Consider the following 17,433-nt stretch of genomic DNA (forward strand, 5'->3'; position numbering starts at 1 on the left):
GCGATGACCGCCTCGCCCGAGCGGCGCGAAGAACTCCTCGCCACCGCCGCCGAGGTGTTCGCCGCCCAGGGCTACAACGCCACCACCGTCCGCAAGATCGCCGACGCCGCCGGGATGCTGGCCGGCAGCCTCTACTACCACTTCGACTCCAAGGAGTCGATGCTCGACGAGATCCTCTCCACCTTCCTGGACGAGCTGTGGGCCCGGTACGACGCCGTGCTCGAGGCCGGGCTCGGGCCCAGGGAGACCATCGAGGCGCTCGTCACCGAGTCCTTCCGGGAGATCGACCGGCACCGCGCCGCCGTCGCCATCTACCAGAAGGAGTCCAAGCACCTCCAGGCACAGCCGCGCTTCGGCTACCTCGCCGAGTCGCAGCAGAAGTACGAGAAGGCCTGGCTCGGCACCCTGGAGCGCGGCGTCGCCGCCGGGGTGTTCCGCGCCGACCTCGACGTCCGGCTCACGTACCGCTTCGTCCGCGACACCGTCTGGGTCGCCGCGTCCTGGTACCGGCCGGGCGGGCAGCACAGCCCGGAGGAGATCGCCCGCCAGTACCTGTCGATGGTCCTGGAGGGCATCGCCCTGCGCGCATAGCGGCACACCACACCTACGAACAGGACTCAGGGAGTTGACCATGGCCGAGGCCTACATAGTCGAGGCGCTGCGCACGCCGGTCGGCCGGCGGAACGGCGGGCTCGCCGCCGTCCACCCCGCCGATCTGGGCGCGCACGTCCTGAAGGCGCTCGTGGAACGCTCGGGCGTCGACCCCGCGGCCGTCGAGGACGTCGTCTTCGGCTGCCTCGACACGGTCGGACCGCAGGCCGGCGACATCGCCCGCACCGCGTGGCTGGCGGCCGGACTCCCCGAGGAAGTGCCCGGCGTGACCGTGGACCGGCAGTGCGGCTCGTCCCAGCAGGCCGTGCACTTCGCCGCCCAGGCCGTGCTGTCCGGCACGAGCGACCTGGTCGTCGCGGGCGGCGTGCAGAACATGTCGCAGGTGCCGATCGCGTTCGCCAGCCGCCAGGCCGTCGACCCCCTCGGCCTGCCCGAACCGAGCCCGTACGCGGGCGAGGGCTGGCGGGCCCGGTACGGGGACCGGCCCGTCAACCAGTTCCACGGCGCCGAACTCATCGCCGAGAAGTGGAACATCTCCCGCCGCGACATGGAGGAGTTCGCGCTCCGCTCCCACCAGCGCGCGATCCGCGCCGTCGACGAGGGCCGCTTCGACCGCGAGACCGTCGCGTACGGGACCGTCACCCGCGACGAGGGGCCCCGGCGCGACACCAGCCTGGAGAAGATGGCCGGGCTCCAACCCCTCGTCGAGGGCGGCCGGTTGACCGCCGCCGTCTCCTCCCAGGTCTCCGACGGCGCCTCCGCGATGCTCCTGGCGAGCGAACGCGCCGTACGGGAGCACGGGCTCACCCCGCGCGCCCGCGTGCACCACCTGTCGGTGCGCGGGGAGGACCCGATCCGGATGCTGTCGGCGCCCATCCCGGCGACCGCGTACGCCCTGAAGAAGGCCGGGATGTCGCTGGACGACATCGACCTGGTGGAGATCAACGAGGCGTTCGCGTCCGTCGTCCTCGCCTGGCTGAAGGAGACCGGCGCCGACCCGGAGAAGGTCAACGTCAACGGCGGCGCCATCGCCCTCGGCCACCCCCTCGGCGCGACCGGCACCAAGCTGATGACGACGCTCCTGCACGAACTGGAGCGCACCGGCGGCCGGTTCGGACTGCAGACGATGTGCGAGGGCGGCGGCCAGGCCAACGTGACGATCATCGAACGGCTCTGAGGACGCGTACGAGTGCTGCGCCCGCACCACGTACGGGCGCAGCACCCACGAGCCGGTCACGCGGGCCCACCAGCGGGTCACGCGGGCAGGGAGATCCGCCGTGCGACGAGCCCCGCCGCGGCCAGCCCGACCAGCGCCAGGCACCCGCTCGCGAGATACGGGTCGACACCGCCCAGGGCCGGGGCGAACCCGATGCCGACGTACAGCGTCACGCCCGCCGACCCGCCCAGCTGGTCGGCGGCCCGCTGCACGCCGGAGGCGATGCCCGCGTCCTCCTCGGTCACGCCGGACACGGCCACGTACTGCAGTCCGACGATCCCGAAGCCCATCCCGGCCGCGACCAGCACCATCGCCGGGACCAGCGCCGGGCCGGCCGCCCCGAGCAGCGCGACCAGCGCGATCGCCGCCATGGCGAGCGCGGTGCAGCCGACCCCCGCGAGCACGCAGGCCCGCGCACCCCACCGGCCGAGCAGCCGGGGCACGAGCACCGAGGCCGCGATCAGGGACACCGCGAGCGGCAGCGTCGTCAGCCCGGCCCGCAGCGGCCCGGCCCCCGCCCGGTTCTGCAGGTAGTACGAGAACAGCAGGAACGAGGTGGAGAGCGCCGCGCTCAGCAGCGCCGTCGCCAGGTTGGCGAGGACGCGCGGCCGGTTGCGGAAGAACCGCGGCGGTACGAGCGGGACCCGCGCCCGCCGCTCGACCCGCACGAACAGCGCCCCGGCGACCGCCGAACCCGCGAGCGCCGCCACGGCCGGCCACGGCACCGTGCCGCCGTCCGCCGCACCGGCCTCGACCACGCCGAGCGTGAACAGCAGCGGCGCGGCGACGAGCAGCAGCGCGCCGGGCACGTCGAGCGGGGTCCGCCCGTCGGGCCGGTCGCCCGGCACGAGCAGGGCCGTCGCGACGACCACGAGCAGGATGAACGGCACGGACACCAGGAAGATCCAGCGCCAGCCGAGCAGCTCCGTCACGACCCCGGAGACCACGAACCCGAGGACCAGACCGCAGCTCGCCACGGCCGCCCATACGCTCAACGCCCTTGACCTGCGGGGCCCTTCGGGGAACAGCAGCACGATCACGGCCATCGCCGCGGGCAGCGCGACCGCCTCACCCGCGCCCTGCAACAGCCGCGCCAGGACCAGCACGCCGAAGCTCGGCGCGAGCCCGGCCGCGAGGGACGCGGCGCCGAACAGCGACGTGCCGAGCAGCAGGACGCGCCGCCTGCCGAACACGTCGCCGAGCCGGCCGCCGAGCATCAGCAGCCCCCCGCCGGTGATCGTGTACCCGACGACGACCCAGGTCAGGGTGTGACCGCCGACCTCGAAGTCCGAACCGACCGACGGCAGGGCGACGTTGACCACGGTCACGTCGACCGCGATGAAGAACTGCAGCATGGCCATGCAGCACAGCACGAGCCACGCGCGCAGCGGGGACGCCTGCGCCCCGCGCGCGGAGAGAAGCCTTGAGAACACCGAGTGCTCCGTTTGCTCGGCGGAAGTCCGCAGGAGTGCCTGCGCGGCGCTCCTGCGGGCTTCCGAAGACGGTCCGAGCAGCACGAACGTGCCGCTCCGGTAGGACTCACGGAGCGGCGGGGCGGTCGACCGAAGAGGGACGGTCGACAGAGGAGAACAGAAGTGAGCCGTACGCCCCGCCGCTAGCGGAGCGTCCTCGTCACCGCGGCGCAGGCGGCCGCACTCGAAGAAGCAGACATGCCGCCGATGCTACCCGCTGTCCCTGGTGCGCGACCGGGCCCCGTCGACATAGACGCCGCCGTCGACCTCGACGCCGCTGTCGACCAGGACCGGCTCCCCGCTCCACCGGAACAGATGAGCCACCAGCGGCTCCACGACCCCGCCGCCCGGCACCTCGCCGTCGAACCAGCGGTCGACGCACGTCCAGTGGAAGGCATGCCCGAGATACTCCCCGGTCAGCCCCGCCACGTCGGCGAACTCCTGCTCCCACACGTGCGTCCAGCGCCCCGGCGTGCGCGTCCGGTCCACGCGGCTGAGCGCCCACGAGCGGATCGCGGCGATGTGGTCCGGCATGGCCAGCAGGTCCGCCTCCAGGCGCGCGACGAGCCCGGCCGGGGCGTCGGGCTTCACCGCGAGCAGCAGCGTCCGCTTCACGCGCGGCCCCGACCACGGCACGGCACGGGCGCGTACGGGCGTGAGGGCGAGGGTGTCGAGCGGGGCCGGCAGTCCGAGGGCGGCGGCGATCTCGGCGGGCGGGCGCTCGGACGTCAGGTCCCAGGTCGCGCCGGGGCCCCCGAAACTCCCGGGCAGATCGGGCGCGGCCCCGGACGCGAGCACACCCTCGACCGCCCCCTTCGCCCTGCCGTACGCCTCGCACCCCTCGGCCGGGACCAGGGCGACCCAGCGGGTCATGCGAGCACCTCCGCCGACTCGGCCCCGGGCAGCGGCTGGAGCACCTGCCGGTCGCGGGCGACGGCGAGCGCGTCGGTGCGGGCCCAGAAGGCGGCGACGCGCGGGTCGCGGTTGGCGGCGGACCGGGACGCGTAGAAGGCCCGGGTGTCCCGCAGCGACCACAGGACCCGCACGGCGACCGTGTCCGGTCCGGCCCAGCTGCGCCACATCTTCCGCACCGCGAGGCCACGTTCGCGGGCTGCGGGCAGGTAGTCGCTGCGCCAGCTCGCCAGCCACGGATCGACGTCGGCGGCGGCGAGCACGACGAGATCGAGCACGTCGACCCCGCCCTGCTCCTTGACCTGTCCCTCGCCGGTGGGCTCGGTGCTCATGACTGCTTCTCCCGTACGTCGGTGCGGTAAATGTCGATCCGTCGGCGCGTTCCGGTCACAGGCCCCGGCCACCGGAGGCGTACTCCTCGCCGGAAATGTGCGTGCAGCGCCCCACGCCCCGCCCGCTTCCGTCGCTCAATCGACCAGCTTCGCCCGGAGCTTGACCAGCGTCGTCCGGTCGAGCCCGAGTCCCTCGGTGACGTAGCCCGCAAGGCTGCCGTACTCCTCCTCGGCGGCGTCGAGCGCCGACTCCAGGTAGTCCTCGCGCACCTCCTGCAGCGGGATCAGCAGGTCCGGGTTCTCCATGTAGCCGGCCTGCTTCAGGGCCTCGCGGGTCTTCCGGTCGGACTCCGCGCGCAGCTCGTTGGAGAGCAGATAGTCCTTCTCGGCCGTGCCCGAGGACACGCCGACGGCCCGCAGCAGCAGGTAACTCGTCCAGCCCGTACGGTCCTTGCCCGAGGTGCAGTGGACGAGGAGCGGGGTCCGCTGCCGGTCGGCGAGGTCGCGGAGCGTCGCCCCGAACTGGCGGCGGTTGTCCGGGTCGGTGACGAACGTGCGGTAGATGCTCCGCATCAGCTCCTCGGCCTTGCCGTCGCCCAGCATCTCCTGCTGCTCGACCGGGTCCTTGGAGCCGATGGCCTCCATGGTCTTCGCGTACAGGCCGAGGTCGTTCACCGGCCGGGACGTCACCGCCAGGCCCTGCGGCAGTCGGTCGGCGCCGTCGCGCTGCACCTCGAACGGCACGCGGTAGTCGACGACCGTACGCAAACCCAGCTCGCCGATCCTCCCCACGTCCGCGTCGGTCAGTTTGCCGAGGGAGTCGGCGCGGAACACCCGGCCGGCGCGCACCCGCTCGCCGTCGACGGTGGGTTGGCCGCCGAGGTCGCGGACGTTGACGGCGCCCGTCAGCGGAATGTGCCCGCCGGTCGGCGTGTCGGTGCGGTGGGACACGCCCTCGGCCGGGGCGGCGGCGCGGGCCGGGGATCCGACCGCGGCGCAGGAGGTGAGCGCGCCGAGCAGCGCGACCGAGGCGAGCCCGGCCGTCGTACGACGGATTCTGGTGGTACGCGTACGCATGGAGATCAACTCCTGGGCGTGAAAGGGAAGGTGAGGGTGAGTCAGGACGTCGGCGTCGGCAGGGCGCGCAGGGCGCGCAGGGTCGCCTCCGCCTCGGCCATGACGCGGTCGACGAGCTCCGCGCACGACGGCAGGTCGTCGATGAGGCCCGCGACCTGGCCCGCGGCCATCACGCCGAGGTCGGTGCGGCCCTCGACCATGGAGGCCTTCAGGAGCATGGGGGTGTTGGCGGAGAGCAGGATCTGACTCCAGGTCAGGTCCTTGCCGTGCTTCATCGCCATTCCGTCGCGCACGAGTTGAGGCCAGCTCAGACCGCTCTCGCGCCGGAACGCGGAGGCGTGCCGGGCCGCGCGCCACAGTGACGTGACCCGCCCGGCGCGTTCCAGTTCGTCGACGAGTTCGGTGCGCAGCATCCGGTGCGGCAGGCCGTCGACCTGCGTGGTGAGCGTGACGTCCTTGACGGTCGCCGCGAGATAGCGGGCCTTGACGGCGTCCGGGACGGTCGAGTCCGAGGTGAGCAGGAACCGGGTGCCCATGGCGACGCCGGCCGCCCCGTACGCCAGGGCGGCGACGAGTCCGCGCCCGTCGTGGAAGCCGCCCGCCGCGATCACCGGGATGTCGACGGCGTCCACGACCTGCGGCAACAGCACGCTCGTCGCCACGTCCCCGGTGTGTCCGCCGCCCTCGCCGCCCTGCACGACCACCGCGTCCGCGCCCCACGCGGCGACCTTCTCCGCGTGCCGCCGCGCGCCGACCGACGGGATGACGACGACCCCGGCGTCCTTCAGCCGGGCGATCAGCTCGCGCGACGGGGCGAGCGCGAACGACGCCACCTTCACGCCCTCGTCCACGATCACCCGCACCCGCTCGGCCGCGTCACCCGCGTCCGCCCGCAGATTCACCCCGAACGGCGCGTCCGTACGGGACTTCACCTCCCTTACGGCGGACCGGAGTTGATCGACCGTCATCGTCGCCGAGGCGAGAATGCCGAGCGCCCCCGCGTCGGCCGACGCGGACACCAGGCGCGGCCCGGCCACCCAGCCCATGCCGGTCTGCACGATCGGATGCCGTACGCCGACGAGTTCGGTCAGCCGCGTCGGCAGGGTGAGGTCGCTCATGCCGACGGCACCTCGCGCTCCCGCAGCCCCTTCGGGTCGATCACCTCGCGGATCAGCCGCAACTCCTCCGCCTCGGGCGCGCGGGTGTACGGCACCTCGTCCGGTACGACGAGGTCGAATCCGGTGGCCTCGCGGACCTGCTCGACGGTGACGCCGGGGTGCAGGGAGCGCAGCCGCATCGTCCGCTCGGGGGTCTCGAAGTCGAACACGCCCAGATCGGTGACGACTTCGGGGATGCGGTGGTAGCGGCTCGCGGACGGCCCGGCCGCGGCGGCCCGGTCGTAGCCGACGCCGGACACCATGTCGACGCGCTCCACGAACACCCGCGTCGAGTGCTTCGGAACCCAGTAACTCGTCGGATTGTTCAGGGTGTTGACGGGTGCGCCGCGCACGCCGAGCAGCTGTCGCTTCGGGCGGGCCCAGTCGCCGATGCACGAGATGTTCTGGTTGCCGTGCCGGTCGAGCTGCGACGCGCCCATCATCACGTGCCGCCGCCCGCTCGCCACAAGCGCCAGATGCTGCCGGTACGGCAGCCAGCCCTCGACGACCTCCGCCCTGCCGCCGACCGCCGGCACGTCGCCGATCAGCAGCGCCTCGCCGTCGGTGAGCAGCAGGTCGGGGGAGAAGGTGAGCTTGGCGAGCCGCGCCCCGATCGTCGGAACCGTGCCCATCGGGGAGGCGAGCACCTCGCCCGCGCCGCGCCAGGCCTCCGCGCAGGCCACCACGCAGATCTCGGCCCGGGTCGCTGTGCCGGTCGCCGTGGTCATCCCTGTGCCTCCTCGTGGAACGCCGCCACCGCGGCCTGGTAGCCGTCCTCGTCGCCCGACAGGAACCGCTCGGCGAACGCCCGCCACGCCTCCGGGTCGCGGGCCGCCTTCGCGTAGGCGCGCTGGAACGCCTCGTCGCGGTCGTAGTCGGGCGCGCAGGACGTGAAGTGCGCGCCGTGCGGCGTCTCCACGACCCCGGTCACGAACGCCCGCTTCACGAGCAGCGTCTGCGGCCCCGCGTCCTTCAGCAGGTCCGCGCTGTCCACGATCCGCTCGCACGACACGTACGCGGCGTCCGCGGCTTCGCAGAACAGGTCGTCGAAGTACGGGTCGGGGCCCAGATACTGGCCGTTGCCGTGCACGTCCGCGCGGTTCAGGTGGACGAGCGCCGCGTCGAGCCGCAGCGCGGGCGCGGCGACCAGCTCCTCCCCGTCGTCGTAGGGCGAAGTCACCGTGCGCAGAGCGGGGTTGACCGTCATCACGTCCGAGCCGAGGCCCGCCCTGATCGGCATGAACGGCAACCGGTGCGCGGCCGCGGTCAGGCCCCACATGAACATGGCCTCGTCCAGCTCCGTCAGCTGGAACTCGGCGCGCTGCCGGGCCGCCCCGAAGTGCGGTTCGAGCGGCACCGAGTCGAGGGTCGCGAAGGCCGCGACGACCTTGCGGACCTTGCCCGCAGCGGCGAGCAGACCGAGGTCGGGGCCGCCGTAGGAGACGACGGTGAGATCGGTGATCTCGGATCGGAGCAGTGCTCTCACCAGGGCCATCGGCTTGCGCCGGGAGCCCCAGCCGCCGATGCCGATCGTCATGCCGCTCCGCAGCCGCCCCACCACCTCCTCGGCGGTCATCGTCTTGTCGCTGCTCATGACCGGTGCTCCTTTCCGGTGCCTGCGTTCCGCGTGCCGGACCCGCCGAAGGTGCCGCGCACCCGGTCGGCGACGCCGCTGAGGTTGGCCTCGAAGGTGAAGCCCTGCTCGAAGCGGTAGCTGCGCCGTACGTCGACGGGGTCGATGCCGTTGATCGCGGCCTTCGCGAGCCGGATCAGATACCCGTCCTTCGCGGCGATCTCCCGCGCCAACTCCAGGGCAGAGCCGAGGAGTTGCTCTCTCGGCACGACCGCCCACACCGAGCCGTGCCGGTGCAGCTCCGCCGCCGTCGCCGTACGCGAGGTGTAGTACAGGGCGCGCATCAGGTGCTGCGGCACCAGGCGCGCGAGGTGCGTGGCGGCGCCGAGCGCGCCCCGGTCCAGCTCGGGCAGCCCGAACGTGGCGTCCTCGCTCGCGACGATCGCGTCCGCGTTGCCGACGAGCCCGATCCCGCCGCCCAGGCAGAAGCCGTGCACCGCCGCGACGACCGGCACCTCGCAGTCGTACACCGCCGCGAACGCCTCGTAGCAGCCGCGGTTGGCGCCGATCAGCGCGTCGTGCCCCTGCGTGCGCTGGACCTCCTTGATGTCGACGCCCGCGTTGAACCCCCGCCCCGCGGCGGTGAGCACCACGCAGCGCACCTTCGGGTCGGCCCCCGCGGCGCGCACGGCCGCCGCCAGGTCGTACCAGCCCTGCACGGGAAGGGCGTTGACGGGCGGGAAGTCCACGGTGACGACCGCGACGCCCTCTTCCGGGGCGGAGGTGGAGACACCCATGAGCAGATCAGCTACCTTTCCACCAAACGTTTGTTAGGCGGAAGATAGCAGCGGTTCGCCCGCTGCGGGAGGTGTCCTTTGCCAGCGATCATCGATCTGTCCGGAACGGTCGCCGTCGTCACCGGCGGCACCCGGGGCGTCGGCGCGGGCATCACCCGCGCCCTCCTCGAAGCGGGCGCGGACGTCGTGACCTGCGCCCGCCGCCCACCGGACCGGCCGGTCGAGGCGGCCGGCCGCACCGCCGCGTTCCACGCCGTCGACCTCCGCGACGCGGACGCCGTCACCGCCTTCTTCACCCGGGTCCGGGAGGAGTACGGGCGGGTGGACACCCTCATCAACAACGCGGGCGGCGCGCCCTTCCGGATGCTCGGCGAGGGCGGACCTCAAAGGCACGCCAGGGTCGTCGAGTTGAACCTGCTCGCCCCGCTCACCGCGTCGCTCGCCGCGTACGAGGTGATGCGCGGGCAGGAGGGCGGCGGCTCGGTCGTGATGGTCGGCAGCGTCAGCGGCACCCGGCCCTCGCCGGGCACGGCGGCCTACGGGGCGGCCAAGGCGGGCCTCGCCAACCTCGCGTCCTCCATGGCCGTGGAGTGGGCGCCCGAGGTGCGGGTCAACACGCTCGTGCTCGGCCCGGTCCGCACCGAGCTGTCCCACCTGCACTACGGGGACGAGGACGGGGTCGCCGCCGTCGGCCGCACGGTGCCGCTCGGCCGCCTCGCCGAACCCGCCGACGTGGGCGACGCCTGCGTCTTCCTCGCCTCCGACCGGGCCGCGTACATCAGCGGGGCGAGCCTGCACGTGCACGGGGGCGGGGAACGGCCGGCGTTCCTGGACGCGGCGAACGTCAACAAGTGACCGTACGGCGATCAGCGTCGCCGAATGACCGTACCGGCGCGGGAGTTGAGCTCGTGCCGGAGTTCTGCACCGGGAGGAACAGCATGACCGACACCACCGGAATCTGCGCCGGGCGCGTCGCCGTCGTCACGGGGGCGGGGCGCGGGCTCGGGCGGGCGCACGCCCTCGCGCTCGCCGCCGAGGGGGCGAAGGTCGTCGTGAACGATATCGGCGCCGCCCTCGACGGCAGCGGTACGGCCACCGGGCCCGCCGAGCAGGTCGTCGCCGAGATCCGCGAGTCGGGCGGTGAGGCGGTCGCGCACGGTGGGGACATCGCCACGTCCGACGGCGCGGCCTCACTCGTCGCCACCGCCCTGGACACGTACGGGCGGCTCGACACCCTGGTCAACAACGCGGGGTTCCTGCGCGACCGGATGCTGGTCAACCTCGACGAGGAGGACTGGGACGCCGTGATGCGGGTCCACCTCAAGGGGCACTTCCTGCCCCTCAAGCACGCCGCCGCGCACTGGCGCGCCGAGGCCAAGGCGGGCCGTACGCCCGAGGCGCGGGTCGTCAACACCAGCTCCGGAGCAGGGCTGTCGGGCAGCGTCGGGCAGGGCAACTACTCGGCGGCGAAGGCGGGCATCCTCGGGCTGACGCTGGTCGCGGCGGCGGAGATGGGGCGGTACGGGGTGCAGGTGAACGCGATCGCGCCGGCGGCGCGGACGCGGATGACGGAGCAGACGTTCGCCGACGCGATGGCCGCCCCCGAGGGGGACGCGTTCGACGCGATGGCGCCCGAGAACGTGTCGCCGCTCGTCGTCTGGCTCGGCTCGTCGGCCTCCGCCGGGGTGACGGGCCGTGTCTTCGAGGCGGAGGCGGGCCGCATCACCGTCATGCAGGGCTGGCACCCGGGCCCGACGGCGGACAAGGGCGCCCGCTGGACGCCGAGCGAGGCGGGGGAGACGGCCCTCAAGCTGCTCGCGGAGTCCCGGGCGCCGGAGGGGGTGTACGGGGCGAAGTAGGTGCCCCGATAGGGGCGCGGGGAACTGCGCGGGCAACCACGACGCGCTGCAACGGGGGCAGCGCACCGGCACCGCAACGAACGTGCCCCGATAGGGGCGCGGGGAACTGCGCGAGCAACCACGACGCACCGCAACAGGGGCAGCGCACCGGCACCGCAACGAACGTGCCCTGATAGGGGCGCGGGGAACTGCGCAAGAGCGAGCCACGTCCGACCCGCACCCGGACTCCGCACCGAACAACGCCCCTCCCTTTCCCAGTGAGCGGGAAATCGGCCTCCCCCCGACCTCGACCCGGCCCCTAACGTCCCCTGCACCCCGACTCACCGCAGAGGACTCGCCTTGCTTACCGACTCCCAGAGGCGCCACGCCGCCGAGATCCTGCGTTCCGCGGAACAGCACCGTGCTCCCGTCGCGCCCCTCGTCGAGACGTACCCGGAGATCGACGCCGAGGACGCGTACGAGATCCAGCTGATCAACATCCGGCGCAGGGTCGACGCGGGCGCCGAGGTGCGGGGGCACAAGGTGGGCCTGTCGTCGCCGGTCATGCAGCGGATGATGGGCGTGGACGAGCCCGACTACGGGCACCTCCTCGCCGACATGGAGTTGGCCCAGGACCACCCGGTGGCCATCGGCGCGTACTGCTTCCCGCGCGTCGAGGTGGAAGTCGGCTTCGTGCTCGGCGACGACCTGCCCGGCGAGGGCTGCACCGAGGCCGACGTGCTCGCGGCGACCGAACGCGTCGTCCCTGCACTGGAGTTGATCGACAGCCGGATCCGCGACTGGCGCATCACCATCGCCGACACCATCGCGGACAACGCCTCCTCCGCCGGCTACGTCATCGGCGAGGGCCGCGATCCCCGCGAGCTCGACCTGAAGGCGATCGACGCCCGTCTCACCAGCGACGGCGCACTCCTCGCCGAGGGCCGCAGCGACGCCGTGCTCGGCGACCCGGCCACCTCCGTCGCCTGGCTCGCCCGCACCGTGGCCCGCTTCGGGGTGCCCCTGAAGAAGGGGCACCTGGTGCTGCCCGGCTCCTGCACCCGGGCCGTGGACGTGGCCGCCGGACAGACCTGCACCGCCGACTTCTCCGGGCTCGGCCCGGTCTCCGTCTCGTTCATCTGAGGTGATGCATGACCCCCCGCAGTACGAAGAAGGCCTCAGCCGCCATCGTCGGCTCCGGCAACATCGGCACCGACCTGCTGTACAAACTGCAGCGCTCCGACCTCGTCGAACCCCGCTGGATGATCGGCGTCGACCCGGACAGCGAGGGCCTCGCCCGGGCCCGCGCCGCCGGACTCGAAGCCAGCCACGAAGGCGTCGACTGGCTGCTCGCCCAGGACGAGCTGCCCGACCTCGTCTTCGAGGCGACCTCCGCGTACGTGCACCGCGCCAACGCCCCGCGCTACGCCGAACTCGGCATCAAGGCCGTCGACTTGACCCCCGCCGCCGTCGGCCCGGCCGTCGTCCCGCCCGCCAACCTGCGCGAGCACCTGGACGCCCCCAACGTCAACATGATCACCTGCGGCGGCCAGGCCACCATCCCCATGGTGTACGCGGTCTCCCGCGTCGTGCCCGTCGCGTACGCGGAGATCGTCGCCTCGGTCGCGTCCGTCTCCGCCGGGCCCGGAACCCGCGCCAACATCGACGAGTTCACCGGCACCACCTCGTGCGGCATCGAGACCATCGGCGGCGCCGCGCGCGGCAAGGCCATCATCATCCTCAACCCGGCCGAACCTCCCGTCATCATGCGCGACACGGTCTTCTGCGCGATCCCCGAGGACGCCGACCGGGAGGCGATCACGCAGTCCGTGAAGGAGGTCGCCGAGCAGGTCGCCGCGTACGTACCCGGCTACCGGCTGCGCAGCGAGCCGCAGTTCGACGACCCGCGGCCCGAGAACGGCGGGATGGCGCGCGTCGCCCTCTTCCTGGAGGTGGCGGGCGCGGGCGACTATCTGCCGCCGTACGCAGGCAACTTGGACATCATGACGGCCGCCGCCACCAAGGTCGGCGAGGAGTTCGCGAAGGGCATGCAGGCATGAGCACCCAATCCGGCCACTCGGCGACTCTGGACATCCGTGTCACCGACTCCTCCCTCCGCGACGGCTCGCACGCCAAGCGGCACCAGTTCACCGGCGAGGACGTACGCAACGTCGTCGCCGCACTCGACGACGCCGGTGTGCCGGTGATCGAGGTGACGCACGGCGACGGCCTCGGCGGCTCGTCGTTCAACTACGGCTTCTCGAAGACGCCCGAGCAGGAACTCATCAGGATCGCCGTGGACACGGCACGGCAGGCGAGGATCGCCTTCCTGATGCTGCCCGGCCTCGGCGTGAAGGACGACATCCGCGCCGCGCACGCGAACGGCGCGAGCGTCTGCCGGATCGCCACGCACTGCACCGAGGCCGACGTCGCCGTCCAACACTTCGGCCTGGCACGGGAGATGGGCCTGGAGACCGTCGGCTTCCTGATGATGGCCCACTCCACGACCCCGGAGAAGCTCGCCGAGCAGGGCCGCATCATGGCCGACGCGGGCTGCCAGTGCGTGTACGTCGTCGACTCGGCCGGCGCGATGGTCATGGACGACGTCACCGACCGCGTCGCCGCGCTCAAGGCCGAGCTGGGCGACGACGTGCAGATCGGCTTCCACGGCCACGAGAACCTCGCCCTGGGCGTCGGCAACTCCGTCGCCGCGATCCGCGCGGGCGCCGTGCAGATCGACGGTTCGACCCGCCGCCTCGGCGCGGGCGCGGGCAACACCGCTGTCGAGGCGCTCGTCGCGGTCTGCGCCAAGATGGGCATCCGTACCGGCATCGACGTACTGAAGATCATCGACGCGGCCGAGGACGTGGTCCGGCCCGTCATGGACGCGGAGTGCCGGCTCGACCGACTCGCGCTCCTGATGGGGCACGCCGGGGTCTACTCCAGCTTTCTCAAGCACGCCTACCGGCAGGCCGAGCGCTACGGCGTCTCCGGCGCCGAGATCCTCCTCGCCGCGGGCCAGCGGCGCCTCGTCGGCGGCCAGGAAGACCAGCTCATCGACATCGCCGTCGAACTCGCCGCACAGAACTGAGCCACCAGCCGAAACCGGAGGACGAGATGACTGCTCTCAACGAAGAGGTCCGGGTCATCGACGCGGGCAAGCCGCCGACGCGCTTCGCCCGCGGCTGGCACTGCCTCGGCCTCGCCGAGGACTTCAAGGACGGCGAGCCGCACGAGATCGAGGCGTTCGGCACGAAACTCGTCGTCTTCCAGGGGCAGGACGACGGCGAGCTGCACGTCCTGAACGCGTACTGCCCGCACATGGGCGGCAACCTCGCCCACGGCACCGTCAAGGGCGACGCCGTGGCCTGCCCGTTCCACGACTGGCGCTGGTCCGGCGACGGCCGCTGCGCCGGCATCCCGTACGCCCGCCGCATCCCGCCCCGCGCCCGGACCCGCGCCTGGCTGACCCTGGAGCGCAACCGGCAGCTCTTCGTCTGGCACGACCCCGAGGGCAACCCGCCGCCGCCCGAGGTCACCATCCCGGAGATCCCCGGCGTGCACGGCGCGGAGGCCGACCAGTGGAGCGACTGGACGTGGAAGACGCTCCGCGTCGAGGGCTCCAACTGCCGGGAGATCGTCGACAACGTGGTGGACATGGCGCACTTCTTCTACGTGCACTACTCGTTCCCCGAGTACTTCAAGAACGTCTTCGAGGGGCACGTCGCCAACCAGTACATGGAGTCGAGCCCCCGCCCCGACCTGGACCTCGGCACCCTCAGCGCGGGCAACCTGCGCTCGGACGCCTCGTACCACGGGCCCTCGTACATGATCGACTACCTGTACAGCGACGTCGGCGGCGGCCTGGAGATGGAGGTCGTGCTCATCAACTGCCACTACCCGATCGACGAGAACAGCTTCCTCCTCCAGTACGGGGCCATCGTCAAGAAGCTGCCCGGCATGACCGACGAGCAGGCCGCGGACACCGCGCGCCTCACCGCGGAGGGCGTGGCCGTCGGCTTCGAGCAGGACGTCGAGATCTGGAGGAACAAGACCCGCATCGACAACCCGCTCCTCACCGAGGAGGACGGCCCGGTCTACCAACTCCGGCGCTGGTACGAGCAGTTCTATGTGGACGCCGCCGACGTGAAGGACGAGATGACCCGGCGCTTCGAGTTCGAGGTCGACACCGAGCGGGCCAACAAGGCGTGGCGCGCCGAGGTCGCCGCGAACCTCGCCCTGCGCGAGGCCCGGCGGTCGGCGACCGGCGCACCGACGGACTCCGGAGCCTGACATGCAGCCCGTGGAGTGCCTGACCTGCGGAAACCAGGTCCTGTGCGAGAAGTTCAGCCTGGCCCACACCTCCGTGCAGTGGACCACGGACGCCGCCGTCGCCTGCGCGGAGATCCGCGCCCAGGTCGCCGACGGCGCGAGCAGCGCCCTCGTCCGGACCTGCGGCCCGCTGCGGGCGAGCATCGAACAGGCCGTCGCGGCAGGGGAGTTGGCGGTGCTCGATGCCTGAACCCGAGCGCGCGAACGAACCCGAGCCCGCCGCGCCTGCGCACCGGCTGCGCGTGCGCGTCGCCGAAGTCGTCGTCGAGACCGCGGACACGCACTCCCTGGTCCTCGAACCGGCGCCGGAGGACGCGCACCGCTTCGCCTACCGGCCCGGCCAGTTCCTCACCCTCCGGCTGCCCGGCGCCGACGGCCGCCCCGCCGCCCGCTGCTACTCGCTGTCCAGCTCTCCGCACACCGGCGAGCCGCTGAAGGTCACCGTGAAGCGGGTCGCGGGCGGCCGGTGCTCCAACTGGGTCTGCGACCGGGTGTCCGCCGGGGACGAGATCGAAGTCCTCGCCCCCGCGGGCACGTTCACCCCGGACTCCCTCGACGAGGACCTGCTGCTCGTCGCGGGCGGCAGCGGCATCACCCCGGTCCTGTCGATCGCCAAGTCGACCCTGTCGAGGGGGCGGGGCCGGGTGGCGCTCCTGTACGCCAACCGCGACGACGCGTCCGTGGTGTTCCGGGACGAACTGTGGGGCCTGACCGAGCAGTACCCGGAGCGGCTCGTGGTGTTCCACTGGCTGGAGACCCTCCTCGGCCTGCCCGACACCGGTCGGCTGACCGCCGCCCTCGCCCCGTACACGGGCCGGGACGCCTTCCTCTGCGGGCCCGCCCCGCTGATGGACGCCGCCGAACAGGCCCTGCGCACCGTCGGCACCCCCGCGAACCGGGTCCGCCGGGAACGGTTCTTCTCGCTCGGCGGCGACGTCTTCGACACCCCCGCACCCGCCCCGGTCGTCGCCGACCCGGCCGCCGAGGTCCGCACCGCCCACGTCGAGCTCGACGGCGAGACGCACACCGTCGACTGGCCGTCCCGCACCCCGCTCCTCGACGTCCTGCTCGCCGCCGGGGTGGACGCCCCGTACTCGTGCCGGGAAGGCGCCTGCGCGGCCTGTACGTGCCGGGTGGTGAGCGGCGAAGTCAAGCTGCTGCGCAACGAGGTCCTGGACGAGGGCGACCTCGACGAGGGCTACGTCCTGGCCTGCCAGGCCGTACCGCTCACGGACCGGGTGGATGTCACGTACGTATGAAGTGCCGTGCGGAGCAAGGGAGTTGGGGCGTGCCCGTTTGCAGGTCCGCCCCAACTCCCTCATGTCGTGGCCCCGTTCACTGGGCCGTGTAGCCGCCGTCGACCACGAACTCCGCTCCGGTCGAGTAACTCGACTCGTCCGACAGGAGGTAGAGCACCATGTTCGCCACCTCGTCGGGATGCGCCTCGCGCCGGACGGCCTGGCGCTCGACCGCCGCGTGCGAGCGGTCCGAGGCGGCCGTCATGTCGGTCGTGACGATGCCGGGGTGCACCGAGTTGACCCGGATGCGGTCCGGGGCGAACTCGACGGCCGCCGCCTTCGTCATGCCGCGCACCGCCCACTTGGAGGCCGTGTAGCTGAGGATGTGGGAGAACGCGACGATCCCGCAGACCGACGAGATGTTGACGATCGAGCCGCCGCCGGCCGCCCGCATCGACGGCAGCACGGCCTTCATGCCGAGGAACACCCCGAGCTCGTTGACGTCCGTCACCCGCCGGAAGTCGGCCACGCTCAGGTCCTCGATCGCGGAGCGGTGCACCAGACCCGCGTTGTTCACCAGGCCGGTGACCGGGCCGAACACCTCCTCCGTCCGGGCCACCGCCGCCTTCCAGGCCGCCTCCGACGACACGTCCAGCTCCACGAACAGAGCCCGGTCCGCGCCGAGTTCGGCCGCGAGTTCCTCGCCCTGCTCGACGAGGACGTCGCCGATCACCACCTTCGCGCCCTCCGCGGCCAGCCGTCGCGCGTGCGCCGCGCCCAGGCCGCGCGCGCCGCCCGTCACGACGACGACCTTGCCGTCCGTCCTTCCGCTCATCCCGACCTCCGTAAACCGATGGGTGTGGGTCGCGGCGATGTT

The 17,433-nt window shown here is 72.6% G+C and carries 19 protein-coding genes; 10 read left to right on the plus strand and 9 right to left on the minus strand.

The genetic code is table 11. The features are described 5' to 3' along the window. Window positions 1-3: 3 nt before the first annotated feature. Both ACIDOF_RS20140 and ACIDOF_RS20145 read left to right on the plus strand, forming a co-directional pair. The gene (locus ACIDOF_RS20140) at window positions 4-591 is read left to right on the plus strand and encodes a TetR/AcrR family transcriptional regulator (protein ID WP_409007512.1); all 588 of its coding nucleotides are present in this window, start codon (window positions 4-6) and stop codon (window positions 589-591) included. A 40-nt stretch (window positions 592-631) separates the two neighbouring features. Beyond that, window positions 632-1,789 (plus strand): acetyl-CoA C-acetyltransferase, encoded by a 1,158-nt coding sequence (locus ACIDOF_RS20145; protein WP_409007331.1) that lies wholly within the window; start codon window positions 632-634, stop codon window positions 1,787-1,789. A gap of 77 nt (window positions 1,790-1,866) precedes the next feature. Here the strand turns inward: ACIDOF_RS20145 and ACIDOF_RS20150 are convergent, their stop codons facing one another. The 8 genes from ACIDOF_RS20150 to ACIDOF_RS20185 form a co-directional block, all read right to left on the minus strand. After that, window positions 1,867-3,189, minus strand: a complete 1,323-nt coding sequence (locus ACIDOF_RS20150; RefSeq protein ID WP_409007513.1) for an MFS transporter — start codon at window positions 3,187-3,189, stop codon at window positions 1,867-1,869. A gap of 321 nt (window positions 3,190-3,510) precedes the next feature. Then, complete coding sequence (locus ACIDOF_RS20155; RefSeq protein WP_409007332.1) at window positions 3,511-4,173, minus strand: Dabb family protein; 663 nt, start codon at window positions 4,171-4,173, stop codon at window positions 3,511-3,513. Beyond that, complete coding sequence (locus tag ACIDOF_RS20160; RefSeq protein WP_409007333.1) at window positions 4,170-4,544, minus strand: NIPSNAP family protein; 375 nt, start codon at window positions 4,542-4,544, stop codon at window positions 4,170-4,172. Before ACIDOF_RS20160 ends, ACIDOF_RS20155 begins: the two co-directional genes overlap by 4 nt. Before the next feature lie 135 nt (window positions 4,545-4,679). Next, window positions 4,680-5,621 (minus strand): tyrosine-protein phosphatase, encoded by a 942-nt coding sequence (locus tag ACIDOF_RS20165; protein WP_409007334.1) that lies wholly within the window; start codon window positions 5,619-5,621, stop codon window positions 4,680-4,682. 41 nt (window positions 5,622-5,662) lie between these two features. Next, on the minus strand, window positions 5,663-6,739 hold the full coding sequence (locus ACIDOF_RS20170) for an NAD(P)H-dependent flavin oxidoreductase (protein WP_409007335.1): 1,077 nt from the start codon (window positions 6,737-6,739) through the stop codon (window positions 5,663-5,665). Then, window positions 6,736-7,506 carry a CoA-transferase subunit beta gene (locus ACIDOF_RS20175; RefSeq protein ID WP_409007336.1) on the minus strand — a complete coding sequence of 257 codons (771 nt, stop codon included), beginning with the start codon at window positions 7,504-7,506 and terminating at the stop codon, window positions 6,736-6,738. The genes ACIDOF_RS20170 and ACIDOF_RS20175 overlap by 4 nt, the downstream gene beginning before the upstream one ends. Further along, a complete protein-coding gene (locus tag ACIDOF_RS20180) occupies window positions 7,503-8,372 on the minus strand; it encodes a CoA transferase subunit A (RefSeq protein ID WP_409007337.1) in 870 nt (289 codons plus the stop codon). The genes ACIDOF_RS20175 and ACIDOF_RS20180 overlap by 4 nt, the downstream gene beginning before the upstream one ends. Continuing rightward, window positions 8,369-9,148, minus strand: a complete 780-nt coding sequence (locus tag ACIDOF_RS20185) for an enoyl-CoA hydratase family protein (RefSeq protein WP_409007339.1) — start codon at window positions 9,146-9,148, stop codon at window positions 8,369-8,371. Before ACIDOF_RS20185 ends, ACIDOF_RS20180 begins: the two co-directional genes overlap by 4 nt. Before the next feature lie 78 nt (window positions 9,149-9,226). Here ACIDOF_RS20185 and ACIDOF_RS20190 point away from each other — a divergent pair, with 78 nt between their 5' ends. The 8 genes from ACIDOF_RS20190 to ACIDOF_RS20225 all read left to right on the plus strand — a co-directional run bounded on the left by ACIDOF_RS20190 (window position 9,227) and on the right by ACIDOF_RS20225 (window position 16,577). Continuing rightward, complete coding sequence (locus ACIDOF_RS20190; protein WP_409007340.1) at window positions 9,227-10,003, plus strand: SDR family oxidoreductase; 777 nt, start codon at window positions 9,227-9,229, stop codon at window positions 10,001-10,003. Between the two features lie 83 nt (window positions 10,004-10,086). Next, on the plus strand, window positions 10,087-11,007 hold the full coding sequence (locus ACIDOF_RS20195; protein WP_409007341.1) for an SDR family oxidoreductase: 921 nt from the start codon (window positions 10,087-10,089) through the stop codon (window positions 11,005-11,007). Between the two features lie 339 nt (window positions 11,008-11,346). Then, a complete protein-coding gene (locus ACIDOF_RS20200; RefSeq protein ID WP_409007342.1) occupies window positions 11,347-12,129 on the plus strand; it encodes a 2-keto-4-pentenoate hydratase in 783 nt (260 codons plus the stop codon). 8 nt (window positions 12,130-12,137) lie between these two features. After that, window positions 12,138-13,046 (plus strand): acetaldehyde dehydrogenase (acetylating), encoded by a 909-nt coding sequence (locus ACIDOF_RS20205; RefSeq protein ID WP_409007343.1) that lies wholly within the window; start codon window positions 12,138-12,140, stop codon window positions 13,044-13,046. Next, window positions 13,043-14,077 carry a 4-hydroxy-2-oxovalerate aldolase gene (gene dmpG / locus ACIDOF_RS20210; protein WP_409007344.1) on the plus strand — a complete coding sequence of 345 codons (1,035 nt, stop codon included), beginning with the start codon at window positions 13,043-13,045 and terminating at the stop codon, window positions 14,075-14,077. Before ACIDOF_RS20205 ends, dmpG begins: the two co-directional genes overlap by 4 nt. Before the next feature lie 26 nt (window positions 14,078-14,103). Then, window positions 14,104-15,279, plus strand: a complete 1,176-nt coding sequence (locus tag ACIDOF_RS20215) for a Rieske 2Fe-2S domain-containing protein (protein WP_409007345.1) — start codon at window positions 14,104-14,106, stop codon at window positions 15,277-15,279. A gap of 1 nt (window position 15,280) precedes the next feature. After that, entirely contained in the window at window positions 15,281-15,508 is a 228-nt protein-coding gene (locus ACIDOF_RS20220) for a hypothetical protein (RefSeq protein ID WP_409007346.1), read from the plus strand. After that, the gene (locus tag ACIDOF_RS20225) at window positions 15,501-16,577 is read left to right on the plus strand and encodes a 2Fe-2S iron-sulfur cluster-binding protein (RefSeq protein ID WP_409007347.1); all 1,077 of its coding nucleotides are present in this window, start codon (window positions 15,501-15,503) and stop codon (window positions 16,575-16,577) included. The genes ACIDOF_RS20220 and ACIDOF_RS20225 overlap by 8 nt, the downstream gene beginning before the upstream one ends. A gap of 76 nt (window positions 16,578-16,653) precedes the next feature. Here the strand turns inward: ACIDOF_RS20225 and ACIDOF_RS20230 are convergent, their stop codons facing one another. Then, complete coding sequence (locus ACIDOF_RS20230; protein WP_409007348.1) at window positions 16,654-17,391, minus strand: glucose 1-dehydrogenase; 738 nt, start codon at window positions 17,389-17,391, stop codon at window positions 16,654-16,656. Between the last annotated feature and the right edge of the window lie 42 nt (window positions 17,392-17,433).

The organism is Streptomyces sp. Da 82-17 (assembly GCF_046098215.1).
Lineage (GTDB): Bacteria > Actinomycetota > Actinomycetes > Streptomycetales > Streptomycetaceae > Streptomyces.